13 protein-coding genes are annotated in these 22,721 nt (G+C 53.0%); all 13 read left to right on the top strand.

Features of this window, described 5'->3' with window-relative positions:
- The first annotated feature begins 31 nt into the window (after positions 1–31).
- Positions 32–556, top strand: a complete 525-nt coding sequence (locus tag ACLM7Z_RS13165; RefSeq protein ID WP_435645297.1) for a hypothetical protein — start codon at positions 32–34, stop codon at positions 554–556.
- A complete protein-coding gene (locus ACLM7Z_RS13160; protein ID WP_435645296.1) occupies positions 549–1,979 on the top strand; it encodes a terminase large subunit domain-containing protein in 1,431 nt (476 codons plus the stop codon). Before ACLM7Z_RS13165 ends, ACLM7Z_RS13160 begins: the two co-directional genes overlap by 8 nt.
- On the top strand, positions 1,979–4,195 hold the full coding sequence (locus ACLM7Z_RS13155; protein ID WP_435645295.1) for a portal protein: 2,217 nt from the start codon (positions 1,979–1,981) through the stop codon (positions 4,193–4,195). Before ACLM7Z_RS13160 ends, ACLM7Z_RS13155 begins: the two co-directional genes overlap by 1 nt.
- Positions 4,192–4,509, top strand: a complete 318-nt coding sequence (locus tag ACLM7Z_RS13150) for a ribosomal-processing cysteine protease Prp (RefSeq protein ID WP_435645294.1) — start codon at positions 4,192–4,194, stop codon at positions 4,507–4,509. The genes ACLM7Z_RS13155 and ACLM7Z_RS13150 overlap by 4 nt, the downstream gene beginning before the upstream one ends.
- Before the next feature lie 67 nt (positions 4,510–4,576).
- On the top strand, positions 4,577–5,449 hold the full coding sequence (locus tag ACLM7Z_RS13145; RefSeq protein ID WP_435645293.1) for a hypothetical protein: 873 nt from the start codon (positions 4,577–4,579) through the stop codon (positions 5,447–5,449).
- A 12-nt stretch (positions 5,450–5,461) separates the two neighbouring features.
- Positions 5,462–6,487, top strand: a complete 1,026-nt coding sequence (locus ACLM7Z_RS13140; RefSeq protein ID WP_435645292.1) for a N4-gp56 family major capsid protein — start codon at positions 5,462–5,464, stop codon at positions 6,485–6,487.
- 9 nt (positions 6,488–6,496) lie between these two features.
- Positions 6,497–6,778 (top strand): hypothetical protein, encoded by a 282-nt coding sequence (locus ACLM7Z_RS13135; protein WP_435645291.1) that lies wholly within the window; start codon positions 6,497–6,499, stop codon positions 6,776–6,778.
- A 59-nt stretch (positions 6,779–6,837) separates the two neighbouring features.
- Complete coding sequence (locus ACLM7Z_RS13130) at positions 6,838–8,154, top strand: hypothetical protein (protein WP_435645290.1); 1,317 nt, start codon at positions 6,838–6,840, stop codon at positions 8,152–8,154.
- Positions 8,151–8,513, top strand: a complete 363-nt coding sequence (locus ACLM7Z_RS13125) for a hypothetical protein (RefSeq protein WP_435645289.1) — start codon at positions 8,151–8,153, stop codon at positions 8,511–8,513. Before ACLM7Z_RS13130 ends, ACLM7Z_RS13125 begins: the two co-directional genes overlap by 4 nt.
- On the top strand, positions 8,510–10,135 hold the full coding sequence (locus ACLM7Z_RS13120) for a hypothetical protein (RefSeq protein WP_435645288.1): 1,626 nt from the start codon (positions 8,510–8,512) through the stop codon (positions 10,133–10,135). The genes ACLM7Z_RS13125 and ACLM7Z_RS13120 overlap by 4 nt, the downstream gene beginning before the upstream one ends.
- 1 nt (position 10,136) lies before the next feature.
- Entirely contained in the window at positions 10,137–10,769 is a 633-nt protein-coding gene (locus ACLM7Z_RS13115) for a hypothetical protein (RefSeq protein ID WP_435645287.1), read from the top strand.
- 9 nt (positions 10,770–10,778) lie between these two features.
- Positions 10,779–11,513, top strand: a complete 735-nt coding sequence (locus tag ACLM7Z_RS13110; protein WP_435645286.1) for a hypothetical protein — start codon at positions 10,779–10,781, stop codon at positions 11,511–11,513.
- A 9-nt stretch (positions 11,514–11,522) separates the two neighbouring features.
- Positions 11,523–22,586: a hypothetical protein gene (locus ACLM7Z_RS13105; RefSeq protein ID WP_435645285.1), complete on the top strand. Its 11,064-nt coding sequence runs from the start codon at positions 11,523–11,525 to the stop codon at positions 22,584–22,586.
- Positions 22,587–22,721: the final 135 nt, after the last annotated feature.

Raw genomic sequence — 22,721 nt, 5'->3', positions numbered from 1 at the left:
TAAAATGCCATCTCAAAGGAGGTGGCATTTTTTGTGCGCAAAAAAGACAGGTAAGACGTTGCCGAAATATGAAACGCACGTTGCACCGCGCATGGATGAAATCAAAACCATGTTTGAAAATGGCGCGAGAATGAAAGATGTCGCGCAGGCGCTCGGTGTATCGCCGCGTTCCATGTTCCGGTATGCAAACGATCACCCTAGACTGCGTGAGCTGATCGAGGAGGCGAAAAAGCCTGCGGACGATTGCGTGGAATATGCATTTTACCGTACAGCGACCGGATTCCACTATAAAGAAAAGAAGATCGAGAAGGACGAGGACGGGAATATCGTCAAGGAAACCGTTTATGAGAAGTATTTCCCGCCGTCTCCGCAGGCAGCCTTCCGCTGGCTCCTCAACCGAAGAAGAGATCAGTGGTCTCTAAACGGAAATGAGACCCAAATTGATCCAGATGCAGACAGCTCCGGAATCATTGAAATCCCGGCGATTAACGCCGCAGAGTTTGAAGCGGAACGCGAGGCAGAACTAAAACGGCTGGAGGCGGAGAAAAATGTCTGAAATCATCTGGTCTCCGCAGCCGAAGCAAAAGCTATTTCTGTCTGAACCGGGATTCGAGGCGTTATATGGCGGTGCTGCCGGAGGCGGAAAATCAGACGCACTTCTGATGGAATCGCTGCGGCAGATTGACAAGCCGAATTATAAAGGCATCATTTTCCGGCGGACGTATCAGCAGCTGGAGGAACTGGTGGATAAATCTCTGCGCTTTATCCCGCGCGCCGTTCCGGGCGCAAAATTTAACGCGAGTAAGACGATCTGGACATTCCCAAGCGGCGCTAAGGTATTGCTTCGCCCAATGGACAGGGAAACGGACAAGACAAAATATCAGGGACATGAGTACCAGTATATCGGATTCGACGAGCTGACCCATTTCTCGTACACGCAGTATGCCTATCTGAAGTCCAGATGCCGAACATCGGACAAGAGCATCCGATGTTATATCCGTGCGACGGCGAACCCCGGCGGCGTAGGGCATGCGTGGGTAAAGGAACGCTTTATCGATTCGCTGAAACCATATCAGCGAAAATGGGAATTGGTGAGTGAGGGTGGAATCAAGATCATGCGCTCACGTATTTTCATCCCGGCGACCGTGTTTGACAATCGTATTCTGATGGAGAACGACCCGGATTATATTGCAAACCTTGCGACCCTGCCGGATGCAGACAAGCGTGCGCTGCTGTATGGCGACTGGAATAGCTTTGACGGGCAGGTGTTCCGGGAATTCAAGGACGATCCGAATCATTATATCGACCAGAAATATACGCATGTGATTGCACCGTTTGACATTCCGGCACACTGGCGCGTATACCGCGCCTATGATTTCGGTTACAGCAAGCCGTTTTCTGTCGGATGGTATGCCGTGGATACCGAAGGAACACTGTACCGCATCGGTGAGCTATATGGCTGCAACGGGACGCCAAACGCAGGTGTGCGCTGGGAACCGGCAAAGCAGGCGGCGGAAATCAAAGCCTATGAGCAGCAAAATCCTAATTTGAAGGGCAGACAGATCTATGGGATTGCAGACCCCGCGATTTTCGAGGAATCGAAGGGCGAATCCATTGCGGAGATTATGCGGAGAGAGGGAATCTTTTTCGACCCCGGAGACCATCAGCGGATCGCCGGAAAAATGCAGGTGCATAACCGCCTTGCGTTCGATGAAAACGGACGTCCGGGGCTGTATTTCTTTAATACCTGCAAAAATATGATCCGCACGCTTCCGGCTCTCTGCTATGACGATTGTCATGTGGAGGATGTGGATTCAGACATGGAGGATCACGCCTACGACGAACTGCGCTATATGTGCATGGAACGCCCGATCAAATCCAAAAAACAGAAGGAAGCTGTCGTCAAACCGTATAACCCGCTGGATGATACGGAATACAGTATCGGCGCGCATTACGAATATTACCGAAGGAGGACATAATGGCAAAGAAAAAGCAGCTCGGCACGCAGCCGGGATCAGACAGCGCAACCGGCCCGCAGAGCAACGCTGCCGGAACACAGCCGTCAGGAAAAAACGAGCAGACAAAGCCATCTGCACACAAGAAAACGCAGGACAACACGCCGCAGTCTGAAATAGACTCCGTGTCCGCATTCGCCCAGTCCCAGCAGCAGCCGGTGCAGGACGAGAAAAACGCACTACAGTCGTTTGCGGCGCTTTCGGACGGGCGCGATGCTGTAAAGAAAATGGCGCCTGCGCAGCAAATGCATGTACAGAAGGAGCTTCCGCCGATTCAGACGCAGAACGACGGCGAGGTAAAGGATGCACTGGGCGCACGGTCTCCGATTGGCCCGGAAGAAGTCCGATCTGCAATGCGTGTACTGGAGGAATACAAGGCCGGAAAGGTCAATCTGGATGAGCAGCACATCCGGAACGAGGAATGGTACCGCATGCAGCACTGGGAGCTGCTCCGGCAGCAGGCAGGACAGCTGGAACCGGTGTCCGGCTGGCTGTTCAATGCGATTGCCGCCAAACATGCGGATGCAATGGACAATTTCCCGACCTGTAATATCCTCCCGCGCGAACAGGAAGATGAGCAGGCTGCGGACGTCCTGTCGGAGATCATACCATGCGTGCTGGAGCGCAACCGGTATGAACAGGCGTATTCCGACGGATGGTGGGACAAGCTGAAACACGGCATGTCTGCATACGGCATTTTCTGGGACAAGGACATTAACGATGGGGAAGGCGACATTGTTGTCCGGCACATCGATACGCTCAAGATTTTCTGGCAGCCAGGTATCACTGATCTCCAGCAGTCGCGCAATCTGTTCATTGTGGACTTTGTCCATAGGGATCAGTTGAAGGAGCTGTATCCCGATCTCGACACGGAAACGCTGTCCAACACGCGGGATTTCCGGCAGTACATCCAGCAGGACTACGCCGATAACAAAGACATGATTCCGGTGATTGATTGGTATTACAAAAAGCTCCGGAACGGAAAAACCGTTCTGCATTACTGCAAGTTCGTGGAAGATCATGTGCTGTTTGCAACTGAAAATGAACAGGGCTATGAAAACGGACTGTATGACCACGGCATGTATCCGCTGGTATTTGACGTCATGTATCCGGAAGCCGGTACCGTGTACGGATTCGGTATTATTTCGATTGCCAAGGACAATCAGATGTACATCGACCAGCTGTATAAGGACATCATGGAGAACGCGGAGGTGTCCGCGAAGCCGAGATACTGGGCATCGGAACAGTCTATCATCGACGAGAAAGAATTTCTCGACACGAAAAACACGATTGTACATGTCGGCGGAAGTATCGATGAATCGAAGCTGAAGCCGATTGAAGCGCCGACTATGCCGTCTTTTGTGCTGAATATTCTACAGCAGAAAATTGACGAGCTGAAAGAAACGACATCGAACCGTGATGTCAATTCCGGTACGACAGCCTCTGGTGTTACCGCCGCGTCTGCCATCTCCGCGTTGCAGGAGGCAGGCAATAAAAACTCGCGCGACATCATCGAGGGCGGTTATCGCGCCTTTCAGGATATCTGCACGCAGATTGTCGAGCTGATCCGGCAGTTCTATACGGAGGAGCGTTCGTTTCGCGTCAGCGGGAAGGGTGGGAAGTCGGAATTCCTGTCGTTCAGCAATCAGATGATGGCAGACCGTCAGCTGCCGGAGGCGTATCCGGGACAGAATGAGGAATCCGGAATTGCGCTCAAACGTCCAGTCTACGATATCAAGATTTCTGCGGAGAAGCGCTCTCCGTACCAGCGTCTGAGCCAGAACACCTTTATCATGGAACTGTACGGCAATGGATTCTTCGCGCCGGAGAACGCGCAGGCATCGCTTGCCGCATTGGAAGCGATGGAGTTTGAGGGAAAGGACGACATCATTGCGAAGGTTCAGGAAGGACAGACCCTGTTGAATGTTGTTCAGCAGCTTCAGATGCAGATGGCGCAGATGCAGCAGGCGCTTGCGGCAATGTCAGGCGTAAGCATGGGGAAGTCTCAGCAGCAGGATTCAGCGGAGCCGACTGCAAAGGGCGGAAACTCGGAAGGCGGACGCGCACTCCGTGCGCAGACCGCGAACAGCTCCGAGCAGACGTCTACAAAGCAGGAGACCATTCGGGCGAATGCGCCTGCGGATATCAACCGCGGAGGAGAAAGGACATCGCCCAAATGATTGAAATTGCATTCCGGTATGACGACGATATCCTGTCCATGACGCTGTCCGGACACAGCGGACTTCATCCCGGCAACGATATCGTCTGTGCCGCCGCAAGTTATGCATTCCAGCAGTTGCAGTTCTGGATCGCGCAAAATGATCCTGCATCTGTACGGGTGCGGAACAAATCCGGAGACGGGTATATTGCAACGGACAATCCGGCGTTCCTGCCGTTTTTTCGCATGACAGAGCTGGGTGTCCGTTCGCTTGCGGCGTCCTATCCGGAAAATGTTTGCGTGCTTGTCACAGCGGGAAAACAGGAAGCCAAATAAAATATAGATGATCAGGGCGCGGGCAGCCCGAAATGCCCGTAATCCGGTAAACCGAGGAGGCATCTTTATGCAGAACTATGTCATGAACCTGAGAATGTTCGATGACGGCGGCGAAGGAGCCGCAGAAACGGGCGAACAGTCCAGCATCCAGAATGTTGTATACGGTATTCAGGATGAGCAGGACAATTCTGGCGACGCCGGTCAGAGCACGGACGTCAATCCTGCGGACGCAGAAGCGGAATTTGATGCCCTTATCAAAAAGGGCGGAAAATACGAACAGCTGTTCAATCAGAGGATGACAAGCATCATCCAGAAGCGTCTTGGAAAGTCAAAGGAAATGCAGCAGGCATATGAGCAGCAGCAGCCGGTTATCGACGCGCTCATGGCGAAGTACGGCGTTTCCGATGTCAGCAGGCTGCAGGAAGCAATCGATGCTGACGAATCGTTCTACGAAGACGCCGCGATGAACGCAGGAATGACGGTCGAACAGTACAAGCGGGTATCGCAGTTGGAGCGTCAGAACCAGCAGCTTCTCGATGCACAGCAGCAGAGAGAGCAGGAGCTGGGCGCACAGCAGGTGCAGGCGAAGTGGTTCGCAGAGGAGCGCGCGCTGCGAGAATCCTTCCCGGAATTCAATCTTCAGAGCGAGATTGCTTCCAATCCTGCCTTTGCGGAAAGCCTGCAGCGGGGAAATTCCGTCATTGACAGCTATCGTCTGACGCATTTCGACGACCTTATGAACAACGCATCCCGCAGTGCCGCCTCTATCGCATCGCAGCGTGCGGCGGTGAATGCAAGAAAAAATGCGGCGCGCCCGTCTGAAAACGGCGCGTCTGCCCGCGCGGCACAGCGTGTGGTATCCGATCCGTCAAAGCTGACCAGCGAGGATATCAACGCGATCATTGCAATGGCGCAGCGCGGAGAAAAAGTACGATTCTAAAAGGAGGACACTGTGTTTAAGAACACTGATTTTTACGAGCTTCCGCTCGATCTGCATCTGTTTGATCTTGCCGTACAGACGCCGTCGGCAAGTCTGAACGCGAATGCATCGACCAGCGATACTCTTTCTGCTGGCATGGTCACGTTCTACGACAAGACGCTGATCACTTTCATGGAGGCCGACCTTGTCTATGAACGCTTCGCAGAAAAGCGCCCCATTCCGAAGAAGAACGGCAAGACGATTCAGTTCCGTTATTATGAGAGCCTCGGCAAGGCGCTTACGCCGCTGACCGAAGGCGTGACCCCGGATGGTCAGAAGCTGGTACAGAAGTCCCTGACCGCGACCCTGTATCAGTACGGCGCTTACGTTACGCTGACTGATGTGCTCGACCTCGTACATATCGATCCGAACCTCGCAGAGGCGCAGAGGGAATGCGCGAGACAGGCGGCAGAGACCAGAGATACCATCGTGCGTGAGGAGCTGATGGGCGGCAGCAACGTGCAGTATGCGGACGGATCGGTCGCGGCGAGAGCATCGCTGAAGGTCACGAACACCATGAGCGTAAAGGCAATCCGCATGGCAGTCCGCACGCTGAAGCGCAACAACGCGCCGAAGATCGACGGCTACTATGTAGCGGTGATCCATCCGGATGTCGTCTATGACATTCAGGACGACGCGAACTGGAAGACGCCGCATGAATATACCGACACTGCGAACATCTACAACGGTGAGATCGGCATGCTGTACGGCGTGCGTTTTGTAGAATCTACCGAAGCGAAAATCTGGGAAAATGCATCTTCGGATACCAATGCGGTATACGGCACCATTTTCCTCGGCAAGGGCGCCTATGCAGTATCCGATCTGGATGGCGGCGTGCATACCATCATTAAGCAGCTTGGCTCTGCCGGTTCTGCCGACCCGCTCGACCAGCGTTCCACGGTCGGCTGGAAGATGATGATGGCGGTCAAGCGCCTCATCGAAAAGTACATGGTGCGTGTCGAAACCTGTTCCAGCTTCGGCGCGGCATCTGCGAACTAAGGAGGACATATGGCAGAGAAAACCGTAGACGATACTGAAAAGAAGTCCGAGAATATGTCCGTGGATAAAGTTAAGGCAAAGGAATCGAAGGTGAAGATTCTGCTGCCGCTTGATCCGACCGGCGAACGTCAGACGGAATGGTTCTGTATCAACGGACATGAATTCACCGTAAAGCGCGGTGAAGAAGTCCCGCTTACCAAGGCGCAGTATGATTATGTAAACAGCGTTATGCTGCAGCGTCAGGAGAGCCTCAGAACCAAGCTGTCGCTCCAGCAGAAGGACGAAGAATAAGATCTGAGAAAAAGGGGAAGGGATTGATTCCCTTCCCCTTTTGTTTTTTGGAGGTATCCATGATCACAAATAACAAAATCAGAATCAAGCTGAACGGATCGTCCATGTGGGCCAATCAGTCCGTAGCAGGGGTGCAGGGCGATGCGAATGCAAAGACACTGATCGTGAACCTGTACGGAGAATGGCGTGAATGCGAGGCAGTAACGCTGTTCTTCGACGATGCGAACGGAGACGAAGCCGCAAAGGTTCCACTGCTTGCGTTTGATCCGGCAGTCGGCGGAAACATGCCTGCACAGGACGAGTATCATGTCAGGCTGCCCGGAGAAGCGATGCGGTATCCGGGAAAGCTGACCATGACGGCGAGGGGATACGATGAGGACGGAAATGCAGTGCGCCGCGCGGTCATACGACTGACGGTACTGGAGGCGCATACCTATTACCCAGATCCCGCTGATCCGTCCCCGACGATGGCGGAACAGCTTCAGACGGCGATCACACAGCTTTCCCGGAAGCTCGACGACACGATTGCCGCACTGTCTGCGCCCCCGGCGAAAATTGACCCGGAGAACAATCACTGGCTGATCTGGAATCCGGAGTCTGCGGCATACGAAGATAGCGGTGTAAACGCTGTGCACATCATCGACGCGGGCGATGTGATGCGGACGGACGGCATCACGACGCCGTATCTTGCGGATGGAGCCGTAACGACATCGAAGCTGGCAGATATCGCAGTATCAAATGCCAAAATTGCAGACGGAGCGGTAACAGAGCCGAAGCTGGCAGACGGAGCGGTTTCCACGGAAAAAATCGCTGCGGGAGCAGTTACGCTGGATAAACTCAGCCCGGATTTCAAATTGCCAGAAACGAACATTATCGACGGAATGCTTGTCGTTGATCTGTGCAACAACACGGGTACCGGACGAAACGAAATCGCGCTGGATACGGTGCAGAAAGAACTTACAGGCGGCACATTGTATGGATGCAAGGCATTTGCGGAAGTGAATCCAGATGGCAATCTTTGCATTCAGGAACACGGCGTATATCTCATCTGGTCTGAAATGGCACTGTACAGCAATACAACAGAAGCCGAAAATGTTGGCTTTAATATCACGGTGTGGGCAAAAAGTCCAACCGATCAGATAAACGACGAGGAGACCGTATGGAGTACACGCAATGTAGTTAAATTGGACGCTTCCGCAGGTAAATATGGAAACCTGATACAGACAACACCGGATATTCTGCGGTTTTCTTCCGGCGATCTGGTAAACGTAAGCATCCGGTTTTTATATAACCCAGCCATCAAAGATCAGTATGTAGCTACTCTTTCCGACCTGAAACTTTTTGTCCTGCGACTGGATGTGGAGGCGGCGGCATGACGCTGAATGATGTGATTACCCGCGTAGACAGCTTACGCCCGAATGGTTTTACACCGGAGGAGAAGGCGGAGATGGTTTCGCGTCTGGATGCGGAAGCGGTGAAGGACGCGGAAGGCATCCCGGCATCCCCACTGTTTTATCCGCAGGATGCTGAGATGGAGCTGTACATTCCGTTCCCGTTTGATGACTGCTATGTTCTGTATGTCATTGCACAGATCGATCTGGCGAATGCGGATATGAGCCTGTATCCGAACGATTCCGGTGCATTCAACGCGCGATATACGGAATGGCGCGCATGGCAGGCGCGGCACAGACCACCCCGGCGCATGGAGTGGAAAGGGAGGTATCTGAGAGTATGATTCTTCCGCAGTTTGCGACCTCCAGAAGTCCGGTGCAGGAGCAGATGGTTCAGTTTGCCGGATTGGATTTCCGGTATGGCAGGGACGGAGCGGTATGGGACGGAGATGGCTTTTCTTCCGATCGGTATCCCTCTTTGTCCCCGCGTCTCCCGACTGAGACTGTGGACGAATACAGAGAACCGTCACGTGTCTTTGCCTACGGCGGAGGATTTCTGGTTGTGGACGGAAACGAACTGAAGTGGAACGGAGAAACCGTGACCACGCTGGAGAATACAGAAAACCTGCTCATTGCAGGAATCAACTCCAAGATTGTGATTTTTCCGCAGAAACTCGCAGTTGATGTGTCTGGCAGCACGCCGAAGCTGGAGTCTCTGGAATGCACGCTGAAGGGAATGCTGAGATATCAGGTCAGCGCGAACGAGTATGTCGAGGACGAAGGGCAGTATTTTGATCTGCTGCGCTGTTACTACAAGGATAACACGCCGTTTTTGTTTGAAGGACTGCGCATAAACGACACCATTTCAATTTCAGGTCTTCGTTACAAAGATCATGACAAGGAAGGAAACCCGATTGTAAACCTGAAAATCGAAGCAATTACAATCCGATACATTTCTCCGGATAAGGAACAGATTGGATTCTATGCGAATTCGCTCCCAAAACTTATTAAAAGTGGATTGCCAAAACCGATGACTTTTAAGCGGGTTGTACCGGATGTGGACACGCTCTGCGAGAGCAACAACCGTCTGTGGGCGACGGTTGGGAACACCATCCGTGCCAGCGCGCTCGGCGACCCGACGAACTGGAACCGATACGACGGGTTGTCAGATGACAGCTATGCCGTCGATGTCGCCACAGACGGCGCATTCACGGCCTGCGGGCATTACGGCACGCATGTCGCGTTTTTCAAAGAGAATGTCATACATAAAATCTACGGTTCCCGGCCGGCGAACTATCAGATGGTATCTGCGGTTGTTCCGGGCGTGACATCAGGTGCGGCGCGGACACTCGCCACTGTGGGCGGCGTTCTGTATTACGTCGGAAATGGCGGCGTGTACGCTTATGACGGCGATTGCCCGACCTGTATCTCCCTTCCGTTTGCCGGGCGCACCATCGTGCCACACTTCGGCGTAGGAACAGCACAGAACTACTATCTGTATGCGGATATCGGCAGTGGCGACATGCTCCTGTGCTATGACACTCGAAAGAATGTATGGAGTGTGGAAAACCGGCTGTGGCTGACGGACGCGACGTATTCCGATGGGAAACGGTATGATCTGTGTACAGACGGAAGGCTGCTGCGGTCCGGTGCAGGGAACGAAAATGTGGAATGGTGGGTACAACTGGCAGATATCGACGAAGGGGCCAGTGAACGCAAGCGGTACCAGAAGCTGACGATCCGCTGTCAGATGAACGGTGAGTCCACGCTGCGCGTCGATATCCGGGCAGGCAAAGGGTCGTGGCATGAAGTATTTGCAGCGCAAGGCGCACACAGCGATGTGCTGTATATTCCCGTATATCCTGTCCATTGCACCTCTCTCGGCATCCGGTTCCGGTGCACGGGAGATGTCACGATTCATTCCATTACGCGGCAGTTTGTCGCGCTTTCCGATCTGGGAGGATGATATGTCGAGTTTTACTGAAGTAAAAATGCCGCGCTATGACGAGGAGAACATTGCCGGAACAGTACGCGAGCTGTATACCGCATTCCGTGCGCTGGCAGAGCAGCTTACGATTGCAATGCAGAATATTGATGAAGACAACGGTGCAGCATCATCCGATCATCTGAATCAGCTGGAGCAGACCGTAAACAACAAGTTGAGCGATATCAATGGCAATTATTCCAGTGTGATACAGTCGGTCGATGCCTTGCGGCAGGAGGTGTCCGCGGTGTCGAACACGGCGTCGAGCGCTGCGTCTGCTGCGAATGAGGCTGCGCAGAAGGTGGCTGCATTTACTGTAACTGCGGATGCGGTGAAAATCGATGTGTCAGACGGCGAGGGAAATGCATCATCACTGATCCTGACGCCCAATGGCATTACCGCAGATACACAGAACCTGATGGTGAACAATGGACAGGTCACCATGATGCAGGATTCCAATTCTGTCGGCGGTCTCCGGGTGGACACCACAAATAACAACGCAGTCCAGCTGTTTTCCAACGGTGTTCCGCTTGGCGTGTATGCTGGCACAAATAATCTGGCAATGACGGCGTCGAAGGTATATGTTATCACAGACTCGGGCACGACGACGCACTAAGGAGGTATTATGTCGTACAACAAAAACACGGATTACACCGCATTGATTGACAAAGCGGTTGCAAAGGGGGATTACAAATCCGCTGCGCAGTATGAAAGCCAGCGCAACGAAAAAGTCATCGGAGAGGGACTGACGCAGTACAAAGTTACATCGGATTATGCACCGTATCTGGATACCTATCATTCCAACTACGCAAAGCAGCTGACAGATGCGTCCAACGCGGTGTCAGGCATTCAGGATTTTTCGTTTGATCCCCGCACCAATGATCTGTGGAAGTCGACGCAGAACCAGTATACGCGCAATGCGTCCCGTGCCATCCGAGATACTATGGCATCGTCTGCGGCGCAGACAGGCGGGCTCAGCTCGTCGTATACTACATCTGCTGCGGCACAGGCCGGACAGAATTATATGTCCCAGATGAATGATGCGATGGGAGATGTGTACAATCTTGCCCTCCAGTCGTGGCAGGCAAATAACGCCGCGAAGCAGAACAAACTGTCTGCACTCCAGTCGCTGAATGAATCCGCATATAACATGTACGCAAATGACCGGAGCTATCTGTCGAGCAAGTCACAGGGTGAGTTTGACAATGCAATGGCAAAATGGCAGGCATCCGGCGTGCTGGATGCGGCGTCCGCGAAAATACTCGGTCTCAAGCCGGGTACGCTGTACAGTGACTATGCGAAGTGGAAGGAAGAACTCGCGGAAGCACGGTATGAAGCGCAGCTTGCAGCGCAGAAGTAAGGAGGATATATGGCTAAGAAAAAAGACCCGCTTGACTTTGCGTCCGCAGGCGCGGAAAAAGTTTACAAAGAGTATGTAAAACCTGCGCAGAAGAAACAGCCGACGAAAAAGAAGCCGTCCGGCGGAAAAAGCCCCAGAAAGAATCAGGGCAATCGTTCCGACAGGACACCGAAGCGGAATACCTCGCCGGTATCGTCCAAGACCAGGCAGACGCGAGCGAGCAATCAGCGCGTCTCTTCATACAACACGAAAACCAGAAATCAGGACAGGCAGAAGCGGCAGTCGGAAATCAACCGCAGCCAGAAGAAATCCTATTTGCGGGATGTCCAGAACGCGACCGGGAACAAATCGTATTACTCTGTGTCTGACAAGCTGAAATCCGGATATCAGGGCTCATGGGCGAAAAAGGACACGCCGCAGCGTGTCGGTGTTCAGACGAGCGATCTGAAGGATAAAAGCCAGTCGCAGCAAGCCAGTGAAATCTGGAAACGGATTGACCGGAAGCGGGATGAAAATACAGGGAAAAAGATCATGGAGCAGTCCGGCATTCAGCCGCAGGTGCAGAAGCCGGAAACCGTGAGCGAAAAGCTCGGACTGATGCGTGCGAACGGTCAGTCGTGGGCATCCCTTCCGAAGTCCTCCCGCACGGATAACGAACAGGACGATGCCACCATGCAGCATCAGATCAATCTGAGTATCATGGACGATCTGAATCAGTCTATCCGAACGAAAATGCAGCGGGAGTACGGCGACGAATACGATCTGTCAACCTACGAACCGATTTCGTATCATGCGGATACCGGCGAGTATACGTTGAACTATACCGGCAGAGCATCGTATGATTCGACGACCGGCACATGGACATATAGCGGCGGCAAGAAGCTGTCTCAGGTCAATGTGTCCGGCGCGAAGTCTCCGGTGCTGAACGATCAGATTTCCATGGAGGCACCGGGAGCGGCACCTGACACGCTCAGTCAGGACGCGGTACAGCAGGACTTCCTGACCGAAAATCTGCAGTATCTTCCGGATGCTGTCGAGTCGCGGAAGAAAAAAGCGGAGCAGGATACCTACGAACAGATGTACGAGGATGCCTACGGAAAGAAGTGGGATGATAAGACATGGCTCGGTAAGAAGCTGTACAAGGCGAAAGCGGGCGTGGAATCCGGACTTTATAACGCGAATCAGGCGATCATGCAGGGCGTGGATTTCATCCTGCCGACCGAGGCGATCTTCGGCGAGGACAATGTGTTCGACCGCTGGCTGAATGATACATACGGGAATGACAGCGAGACCGCACAGCAGTTTGCGAACCAGTACAATCTTGCCGCATCGGAATCCGGCGCTGCCGGAAAGCTGGGGTTGCGGCTGACCAGTCTGATTGTGGAAAATATCCCGCAGGCTGTGGTTGCGATTGCATCCAGCGGACTGTCCGAAGCCACTGCCAGCGCGTCTGCACTTACGTCTTCCGCCGCCGGAGCTGCAGGAACGGAAGCTACTGTGCGCGGCATGCTGAACACAGTACAGGAAACGATGAAGAACCCGTCGTTCTGGGCATCGTTCGCGCAGATCGTGGGCCCATCTTACTACAGTGCGCGGGAAAGTGGCGCTTCCGAGCTGGATGCGAGCGCCTACGCACTGGCAACTGCCTTTGCTCAGTCAGCAGTTGAAATGGGTGGCGGTCTTGAAACGATGAACACAGAAGGCGCAGTGCAATCTCTGCGCGATGTATTCCGCCGAACGCTGTCGACTGCATGGGAGGAAGGCGGCGAGGAAGTCCAGCAGGACATGATCGACCAGCTGCTCCAGTTGGGATATGACCAGAGTAAGCCGCTGTACTCCACCTCAGATGATAATGCGATTGTCAACCCGGTGCGTGCGGCTGAGAACTTTGCCGCAGGTGCTGCCGTTGGCGGAATTATGGGGGGAGCAGGCCATGCATTGAATTATGCCGCAAACCGTGCGACTGGAGCGTCCGGCGCTCCGGAACAGGTAGTTCCCGCATCCGCCCAGCCGACCGAAACTGCGGAACAGACGCAGCAGGAGACCGCAGATGCGCAGGAGGATGCGCAGAGCAAAACAATCCGCGCAGCAAAGGAAACCGCAGCACAGCGTGCATCCGAAGCGGCAGCGGCAGCCTCCCGACGCGTGACGGATGGAGCACGGACGGATGCGGCAGGAGAAACACAGAACGCCGCACTGTCCGGCATGGGAGAAGCCGGAACAGAGGCGTATGTCAACAGCGGCATGCGCAATGCATCCGCAGCGGAGAAAAGTGCGGCGGCATCTGCCTATGCCATCGGCGCAGAGATTGGAGCGGGCAATGAGAAGATCGCAGAGCAGGTATCTCCCGGACTGGATGCGCAGACGCGCAGTGCCATGTATCAGGCAGGTGTGCGGGATTCCGCCACATTCACCGGCTCTGCCTATGCGGATATTGCGGAGGAACAGTTCGACGCGGAAGGTGCAAAGGCATTTCGCGAGAACATCAGAAGCGCAAAAGATCTGGATGACTATTTCGAGGGCTTTGCGCGGTATTACAACGCCGGTCTGACCGGATCAGGAATCACCATCAACAGCAGCTATGCGGACTATGTATCGTCCGATGTTGCGTCTGCCGCATACCGCGCCGGTCTTGCGGATGCGGACAATACGGCAGCTATCCAGCAGGCAGCCATCACCGAAGGACGCGTAAACGTGTACCGGGACGGCGGACTGGTGTACGATGCCAATGCGGAAGTGCTGGACGCCGAGACGCAGACCCATCTGGACAGTCTGGGAAAGATGACAGGAACCGCAGTGAAAATCGTGCCGACGATTGACGGAGGGACGAAAAACGGCATGTATCTGAATGGTGTCATTTATATTGCGAAGGATGCTGACGGAGCAGAGGAGAATATTTCCTTTGCCGCCCGTGCGCACACGGCACATGAGCTGACGCATCGGATGCAGGAGCTTGCGCCGCAGGAGTACAGGCGTTTCCGCAGCGCGGCAATGCGTGTTCTGTCTGAAAAGGCAACGGAGAAGAGCGGAAGACGGCAGACAGCCGACCTGACCGAAGCGTTGATTTTTACCCAACAGCAGCGCGCAGAGCGGTGCGGGATTCGCCTGACCCGTCAGCAGGCGATGGACGAAATTGCTGCGGACTATGCCGCAGAACTGATGACTGACCCGGACACCATCCGACAGTTTATCGCAATTCGCCCGAAGACCGCGCAGACCGTGTGGGAGAAGCTGAAGCAGGTAATCTCCGACCTGCGCCGGAAGATAACCGGAAAGACGCGGGAGGAAAAGAAGTTTCTCGAACAGCTGTCGGAAACCGAACGTCTGTGGCTGGAAGCGCTGTCCGCCGCGTCCGACAGTGCAAAGAAAATACGTTCCGGTATGGCGGCACAGTCTGCCCGATATTCTGCGAAAACAAAAAAAGCTGCCAGCCATGGCAGTGAGTTGACGGAGGATGAAATTCGTGCGGTTCAGTCTCTGGACAGAAAGAGCCTGAACGAGCTGACTGGTGAGGAAATGCAGAAGCTGTATCCGATTGCGGAGAAATACTATCATCAGATGGGGGAGAAGTCTCCGTTTTTCCGGGCATGGTTCGGCGACTGGCGGGTAAACGATCAGACAGAAGTGCAGATTGCTGCGCAGGAAGGCAGTGCCAGAGGCTTACAGCATAATGTTGACACTGGATGGGATATCAATGTTTCTGGTAAAACTTTTTCAGAAACGAAATCGCATACAAAATCAATAAACCGATCTGCAATTCCGTATCTGGACTATATCAATGATATTGTCAGGAATGCCGTCCTGTTGGATACTTATACAATTGGAAAGGCAAAATCTCCGAATTCTTTGCTGATGCACAGTATGTACACGGTAGCAGACATCGGAAATGGTCCTGAGATCTTGAAGTTATACGTTGAGGAAATGTTTGATCCAAATCGGGTGCAGACGGGAAAACGCGCATATCAGTTACAGAATATAGAAAAATCGACAGCCTATAGCCAGAGTTCAGGTGAAGTCCCTAGCTCCTTACTTAAGACTGCCGATATAAAAACTGTATCAGATTTGTTTGCGGCTGTCAAGCAGAGAGATCGGAATTTCAACCCGTCCGAGAGCAGCAAGGTAATCAATGCAGACGGGACACCGAAGGTTATGTATCACGGTACAGCGTCTGATTTCTGGGAATTCAATATGAGAAAGTCCAACGACATGACCGGGAGAAAGCTGGGACTGGGAGCCGGCGGCAATAAAATCTATCTGACAGAATATAAAATGTCTGCGAGGCTGGCTTCGGATGGCGCGAACAGTCGCAAGCGCGGCGGCAGCCCGCGTGTGCTCGGTTTATATGTTTCCGCAAAGAAAATCATGGAAAGGGCGCAGTATAATGCGATGTTGCGGGAGCAGTATGAGAAGTATCCGAATGCAGACCCGTCCGGCGCGGTTTATGATTATAGGCAGCGTGACAAAGCAATTCGTGCTGTTGACAAAAAAGTGCGTGCAGATGGATATGATGCCGTATGGGACAGGGAAGGCGGAGAGATGTTTGTATATAGTCCGGAACAGATCAAATCCGCTACAGACAACATTGGAACCTTTGACCGCAGCAATGCAGATATCCGATATTCTGTCAAGGAATCCACCAAAGACGGCAGGATTTACGACTATACGAAGTCCTTTGCGGAACAGATTGACGATTGGAAGGCAGGAAAAATTCCAGAGCGGGACAGTCTGCTGATCGGAGGAACTCCGGAAGTTTTTCAAAAGATTGGCTTCAACGCCCTGCCGATGACAATCAATCAGGCGCACGTTGATTATGCAATCAACGGCACGAAAAACGAAGATCACACCATCGGAGAAGACGGACTTCGCCAGTTGCCGGAGGCGTTACAGCATCCGGTTGCAGTCATCGCTTCGGAGACGAAGAGCGGAACAAGTGTTGTTGCGCTGCTGCCATTTACTCATAATGGAAATACTGTTATTGCTCCGGTCGTCATTGACGGTTTTGCCAGACAGAATAATATTTTGCTGGACAGTAATGCGGTCACAAGCGTGCATGGCAGAAAGAACGCAGTCACCGGACTGCTGGCGAATGCACTGAACAGGTATGCCAATGGGGAAACGACGTTGTTTTACTGGGACAAAGAAAAAGCCACCGCGCTGTTACGGCTGGCAAGGGTCACAATGCCCAAGGCGGACGTACAAATACACGATGGCTATATTGCGAGTATACGCGATGCCAACTCCCCTGTCAAGCCAAATCAGGAGGATCAGATCGAAGCAGAAGTGCGCGCGGTTCTGGCGAATGGAAAACGCAGTGCGACGGAGACAGGGAAAAAGTATTCGGTAAAGAAAAAAGCCGCCGGAGGGCGACTGGATACACAGGACGAAATCACGAAGCAGTATCAGAAAACAGTAGAGAAAATTTTAAGCGGAGACAGGAGCACAAAGGGCGCCGTCCTGATGGGATATTCTCCCGAAATTCTGGAAAAGCTGGGCGTTCCAAATCTTCCGATGGTCATCGGCTCCGGTCATATTTACAGCATTGCAAAGACAGAGGAACAGGCAAAGGCAGAAGGAAGATTCAGAAAAAAGACGAATTATCATGGAATGGGAACGGATTTTGTAAAGAATCTTTACAGCTATCTGCACAACCCTGTCATGGTAATCGCTTCAAAGGATATAGGTAATCGGTTCCCTGTTCGCAGCATGGAGAGTGTAGTTGCTATTGTTGATATTGGACACAACGATGAAAGTTTGCTGGTACCGGTTGAAATTACAACCGAACGAACCGTTGACGGTCAGGACTTGGATGTCCATGTACTATCGTCTGCATATCCGAAAAACGTATACGGATTGATAAAAGAAGCGATTGCGCAGGAGAATGCAGGTCAGACCGGAATTTTCTATCTGGACATAAAAAATGAGGCTGCCTCTAAGGTAGCGGAAAGGGTCCAATTCCCTAATCAGCCTACCAAAGCCACAGTCTCTGGTATTATCTTACACAGTATTCCGGAAAAAGTCAACCTTAAAATTCAGAATCAGACCCAGACGCAGCAATTCCTTCGCTGGTTTGGAGACTGGCAGAATGAACCGACAGATGCCAGCAAAATTGTCTCCCCCGACGGCACGCCGAAGGTTGTCTATTACGACGCAGCAAACAGCGGAAACGGTTTGTACCGCCTGACCGACACCGAAGCGGGAGAACCTGTCTATCTGAACATGCGCAATCCGTACAGAATCAGCCAGCAGCCCAACCCGCAGGCGGAGGAAGAGATCATCCGCCGGGCAAAACAAAAGGGATATGACGGTGTTGTGATCGCAGGACGAGAGAAGCGGTATCTTGCGTTCGCACAGACGCAGATCAAATCTGCGACGGATAACGTTGGCACTTTCGACCGCAAGAGTGCGGATATCCGCTATTCTATCAAGAAAAATGGCACAAAAAAAGCCGCCGATGATGGCAGCTTGTATGATTATAAGAAGTCCTTTGCGGAGCAGATTGACGATTGGAAGGCAGGAAAAATTCCGAAGCGAGACAGTCTGCTGATCGGAGGAACTCCGGAAGTTTTGCAAAAGATTGGCTTCAACGCCCTGCCGATGACAATCAATCAGACGCACGTTGATTATGCAATCAACGGCACGAAAAACGAAGATCACACCATCGGAGAAGACGGACTTCGCCAGTTGCCGGAGGCGTTACAGCATCCGGTTGCAGTCATCGCTTCGGAGACGAAGAGCGGAACAAGTGTTGTTGCGCTGCTGCCATTTACTCATAATGGAAATACTGTTATTGCTCCGGTCGTCATTGACGGTTTTGCCAGACAGAATAATATTTTGCTGGACAGTAATGCGGTCACAAGCGTGCATGGCAGAAAGAACGCAGTCACCGGACTGCTGGCGAATGCACTGAACAGGTATGCCAATGGGGAAACGACGTTGTTTTACTGGGACAAAGAAAATGCCACCGCGCTGTTACGGAAGGCAAGGGTCACAATGCCCAAGAGTTCCGTACAAATACACGATGGCTATATTGCCAGTATACGCGATGCAGATTCCCCTGTCAAGCCAAAGCTGGCAAATATCACGGAATCCGTACAGTTTAAGCGTTGGTTTGGCAATTGGAAGGAAAATCCGAATAAGTCCAGCAAGATCGTCTCCCCCGACGGCACGCCGAAGGTTGTCTATTACGACGCAGCAAACAGCGGAAACGGTTTGTACCGCCTGACCGACAGCGAAGCGGGAGAACCTGTCTATCTGAATATGCGCAGGCCGTACAGAATCAGCCAGCAGCCCAACCCGCAGGCGGAGAAAGAGATCATCCGCCGGGCAAAACAAAAGGGATATGACGGTGTTGTGATCGCAGGGCAGGACAAGCGGTATCTTGTGTTTGCACAAACGCAGATCAAATCTGCGACGGATAACGTTGGCACGTTTGACCGAAACAATCCGAATATTCGCTATTCCATGAAGACAGTGGGCGAAAACGATTCCCGTCGATCCGGAAAGACCAGAACCGGAGAGCAGGCATTCGCAGAGGACAAATATTTTAAGCGGCAGGTGGACAGATGGGATGAGCTGTCGGATGGTACACGCATCAAAGTTGGTGTTGTGCAGAAGGACAGTGCGCTCAATCGTGTCGGTATTCCTGCGGAGAGAATGTTCTTTGATGTGAGTAAAATCAAAAAAACGCTCACAAAACACGGAAGCCAGCTTTCAATCAGCGATTTGAAGAAAATTCCAGAACTACTCAGCGATCCAATTGCCATTACAGAATATGAAGGTGCTCGCAATACAGTGAATGTATACGGCAATCTATTCTCCGCGAATGGAACTCCAATCGTTGTGGGAGTTGTCATGCGTGTTGATATCGATGGAAGTACAATGATTTCCAACATCAGAACGGTTCATCCCAGAAGCAACTATGCCAAACAAATTACAGATGAAACGATTCTTTATTTAAATGAGGACAAAAAAAGAACCCGCAACTGGTTCCACGTCTGCGGCAACTTAAGAGTGCCGTTAGACGGAACCAAGTTTGGGTTCATCCGTAGTATATCATTTGATGATGGAAATGTCAATTCGCGTGCCAGCCTGAAAAGCGACCGCAGCCTGTTGGATGATGCCGTGGAGAAATACGGCGCGATCGAGCCGGGCGAAACGCCTGCACGTGAGGTGAATTTCCCGCAGCAGGTAAACGACGAAACCCGTGTGCGCCGCTTCGTCCGCACGGCGGCAGAGACACCGCAGGCGAACGAAGCGCAGGTATCCGGTCTGGAACGCGCTGTGATCCATGATGCGCAGGCATCATACACGCCGGTCAGCAATGCGGAAAGCCTGAAAAAGGCGCGCGCCGTGATTGATTCTATCGGCATAGACGCGGCGACACGGCAGTTTGACGGAATTGTGGAAAGCGACCGGATGCCGTCTGCGGCAGATGTCGCGCTGGGTGAACAGCTGATCCATGACGCGATGCAGCGCGGCGATGTCGCTGCGGCAACTCATCTGGTGGAGAAGGTTGCATATATCGGTACGAAAGCCGGACAAGCTGTGCAGGCCATGCGTCTGCTGAAGCAATTGGGAGGTGCATCCCAGCTGCGGTATACAGAAACCGCTGTGCGTGATGTACAGCGCCAGCTTGTGCGGAAATACGGCAGCCGTGCGCCGAAGATCGAAGTGCCGTCCGGATTGCAGGAACGCCTGCTGAAGGCGCAGACCGAGCAGGAACGCGCGGATGCAATGGACGACATCATGCAGAATATTGCAGATCAGATGCCCGTCACGCTGGAGGACAAATGGAACGCGTGGAGATATCTGGCGATGCTGGGAAACCTGCGCACACATATCCGCAATATGGTCGGCAATGCCGTATTTGTCCCGGCAGTCACGTACAAAAACATCATCGGAGCAGTCAGCGAATCGGTTGCAGACCGTGCCGCACGCATGACCGGACGCATTGACGGGATTGAGCGCACGAAATCTCTGCGCGCTACGATTCCGACGCAGAAAACCCGCAATGCCAGAACCTTTGCACGGAACGATTACAAATTGCAGAAAGATATGGTTGCCGGAGGCGGAAAATACAATCCGACCGATCAGGTGCGGGAAAAGCAGAAAATCTTCCGTAACCGCGCGCTGGAGTGGGCGCGGACGCGAAATGACAAGGCGCTGGAGGCGGAGGATCGCTTGTTCCAGCGGGTACACTATACCAACGCGCTGGCAAGCTATATGGTGGCGAACAATCTGACACCGGAGGATATGACAACGCCTGACGGGCATGAAACCGCGCATCTTGCCCGTGCCCGCCGCTATGCAACGGCAGAAGCACAGCGTGCAACCTATCGTGACGCGTCCAAATTGGCGACCAACCTGAACGAACTCAGCGCGCAGCACAAAGTCGCGCATCTGATTATCGAAGGTCTTGTGCCGTTTAAAAAGACCCCGGTAAACATCGTGAAGCGTGCAGTGGAATACAGCCCGATTGGGCTGCTGGACACAGCGACGCGCGGTGCCCGCGATCTGCGGCGCGGCAGTATCACAGCATCCCAGTACATCGACCGGCTGTCTGCTGGCATGGTAGGATCACAGATTGTCGCACTGGGCGTGTGGGCTGCGGCATCCGGCATTGTCCGTGCATCCGGCAGCGGGGACGATGACCGCGATGGTTACGACGAATACACGCTTGGATATCAGGACTATGCCATTCAGATCGGGGATAACAGCTATACGATTGACTGGATGGCGCCTGCCGTCATGCCGTTTATGGTAGGCGCGGAGCTGTACCGCATGGAACAGCTGGAGCAGGGCGATGGCATCAGCGTGGCGACCCTGCTGGATAGTCTGTCGCTGATCAGCGAGCCGCTGGTATCGCTGTCCATGATGGATGGTCTGCAAAACACGCTGACCCAGATTGCACAATCGGACAATAAAATCGCCAGTATTGCGACATCTGCAACCGGGCAGTATGTCAGTCAGGCAGTGCCGACGTTTGTCGGACAACTGGCGCGCATCGGACAAAGAAACGCGAAAACGACATACATCGATCCGGACAGCTGGATCCCGACTTTTGCGCAAAAAATCCTGTACAAGTCGCGCAATAAAATTCCAGCCATCCCGCAGTCTGTGATTGATGTCGCACCGGACAGCATGGCGACCCTGCTGCGTTGGTATAACAGCCATTGCACGATTGCGGCAGGTACAGACCTGCTGGACAGCTGGGGACGCGCGACCAGCAACGGCAGCGTGCCGTATCGTGTGTTTGCCAACATGGTCAGTCCCGGATATTATAGCCGCATCCAAAAGACATCAACAGACGAGGAGCTGCTGCGACTGTACGACAAAACGGGCAATGCCGCATTACTCCCCGGCCTGCCGGATAAGCGCCTGTCACTGGCAAACGGGACAGCAATTGTGCTGTCGGCTGACCAGTATACGCAATTGAAGCGCGAAATCGGCGTAAACAGCTACAATTTGCTGACTAAAATGATTTCGTCCGCCGCGTACAAATCCGCAGCAGACGAGGACAAAATGGCACTCATACGTGATTGCTACGACTATGTACGGGAGTTGGCAAAATGCAACCTGAATGAAAATGTCACGAAGACATCATGGATTTGGAAAATCAACGCCAGCGGCATTGATCCGGCAACTGCCATTGCGATCCGGTACAACCTGCAGCAAATCGAGCAGCAGGCGCAGGCAGACGGTACCAAGCGGACACAGATGCAGACGATGCAGCGTGAGTATATTATGTCTACCGATCTGTCTGCCGGGCAGAAGAAGCAGCTGGATGAAATGTTCATCAGCCGATACCAGTTCGTGTACAAGGAGGCAAATGTGGACTACAGCAGCAGCGAGACCATGCAAGCGACGCAGATGTCCGAAAGCGCCCAGAAGCGCTGGCCTGCCGCGAAATCCGCAGGCTGGAATATCGACGACTACCAGCAGATGTACCGTATCGTCAGCGACCGGCGCACCGGATATACCAAGGACGCCAAACGTGCCGACGCAAAAAAGGCAGGATTTTCAGACGATCAATTTACCTATATGTGGGATCTTTATTATAAAAATCGCGGGTAATAAAAATAAAATATCCCACAAAGCAGCAAGCCGGGGGACGAGCGTATACTCATCCTCCGGCTTTTATGACTGATAGTCATTTTATCTGACGGTGTGCCAACTGCCACATACAAGCATACATACGGGCACAAAGAA

The organism is Butyricicoccus porcorum (genome assembly GCF_051246315.1).
Lineage (GTDB): Bacteria > Bacillota > Clostridia > Oscillospirales > Butyricicoccaceae > Butyricicoccus_A > Butyricicoccus_A porcorum.
The sequence above is the reverse complement of the archived record's forward strand: the minus strand, read 5'-3'. Positions and strand labels throughout refer to the sequence as shown.

Bases quoted from the DNA above. Each gene is read 5' to 3' on its own strand.
- ACLM7Z_RS13160 (WP_435645296.1), top strand. From the start codon at position 549: ATGTCTGAAATCATCTGGTCTCCGCAGCCGAAGCAAAAGCTATTTCTG.
- ACLM7Z_RS13155 (WP_435645295.1), top strand. From the start codon at position 1,979: ATGGCAAAGAAAAAGCAGCTCGGCACGCAGCCGGGATCAGACAGCGCA.
- ACLM7Z_RS13150 (WP_435645294.1), top strand. From the start codon at position 4,192: ATGATTGAAATTGCATTCCGGTATGACGACGATATCCTGTCCATGACG.
- ACLM7Z_RS13145 (WP_435645293.1), top strand. From the start codon at position 4,577: ATGCAGAACTATGTCATGAACCTGAGAATGTTCGATGACGGCGGCGAA.
- ACLM7Z_RS13135 (WP_435645291.1), top strand. From the start codon at position 6,497: ATGGCAGAGAAAACCGTAGACGATACTGAAAAGAAGTCCGAGAATATG.
- ACLM7Z_RS13130 (WP_435645290.1), top strand. From the start codon at position 6,838: ATGATCACAAATAACAAAATCAGAATCAAGCTGAACGGATCGTCCATG.
- ACLM7Z_RS13125 (WP_435645289.1), top strand. From the start codon at position 8,151: ATGACGCTGAATGATGTGATTACCCGCGTAGACAGCTTACGCCCGAAT.
- ACLM7Z_RS13120 (WP_435645288.1), top strand. From the start codon at position 8,510: ATGATTCTTCCGCAGTTTGCGACCTCCAGAAGTCCGGTGCAGGAGCAG.
- ACLM7Z_RS13115 (WP_435645287.1), top strand. From the start codon at position 10,137: ATGTCGAGTTTTACTGAAGTAAAAATGCCGCGCTATGACGAGGAGAAC.
- ACLM7Z_RS13110 (WP_435645286.1), top strand. From the start codon at position 10,779: ATGTCGTACAACAAAAACACGGATTACACCGCATTGATTGACAAAGCG.
- ACLM7Z_RS13105 (WP_435645285.1), top strand. From the start codon at position 11,523: ATGGCTAAGAAAAAAGACCCGCTTGACTTTGCGTCCGCAGGCGCGGAA.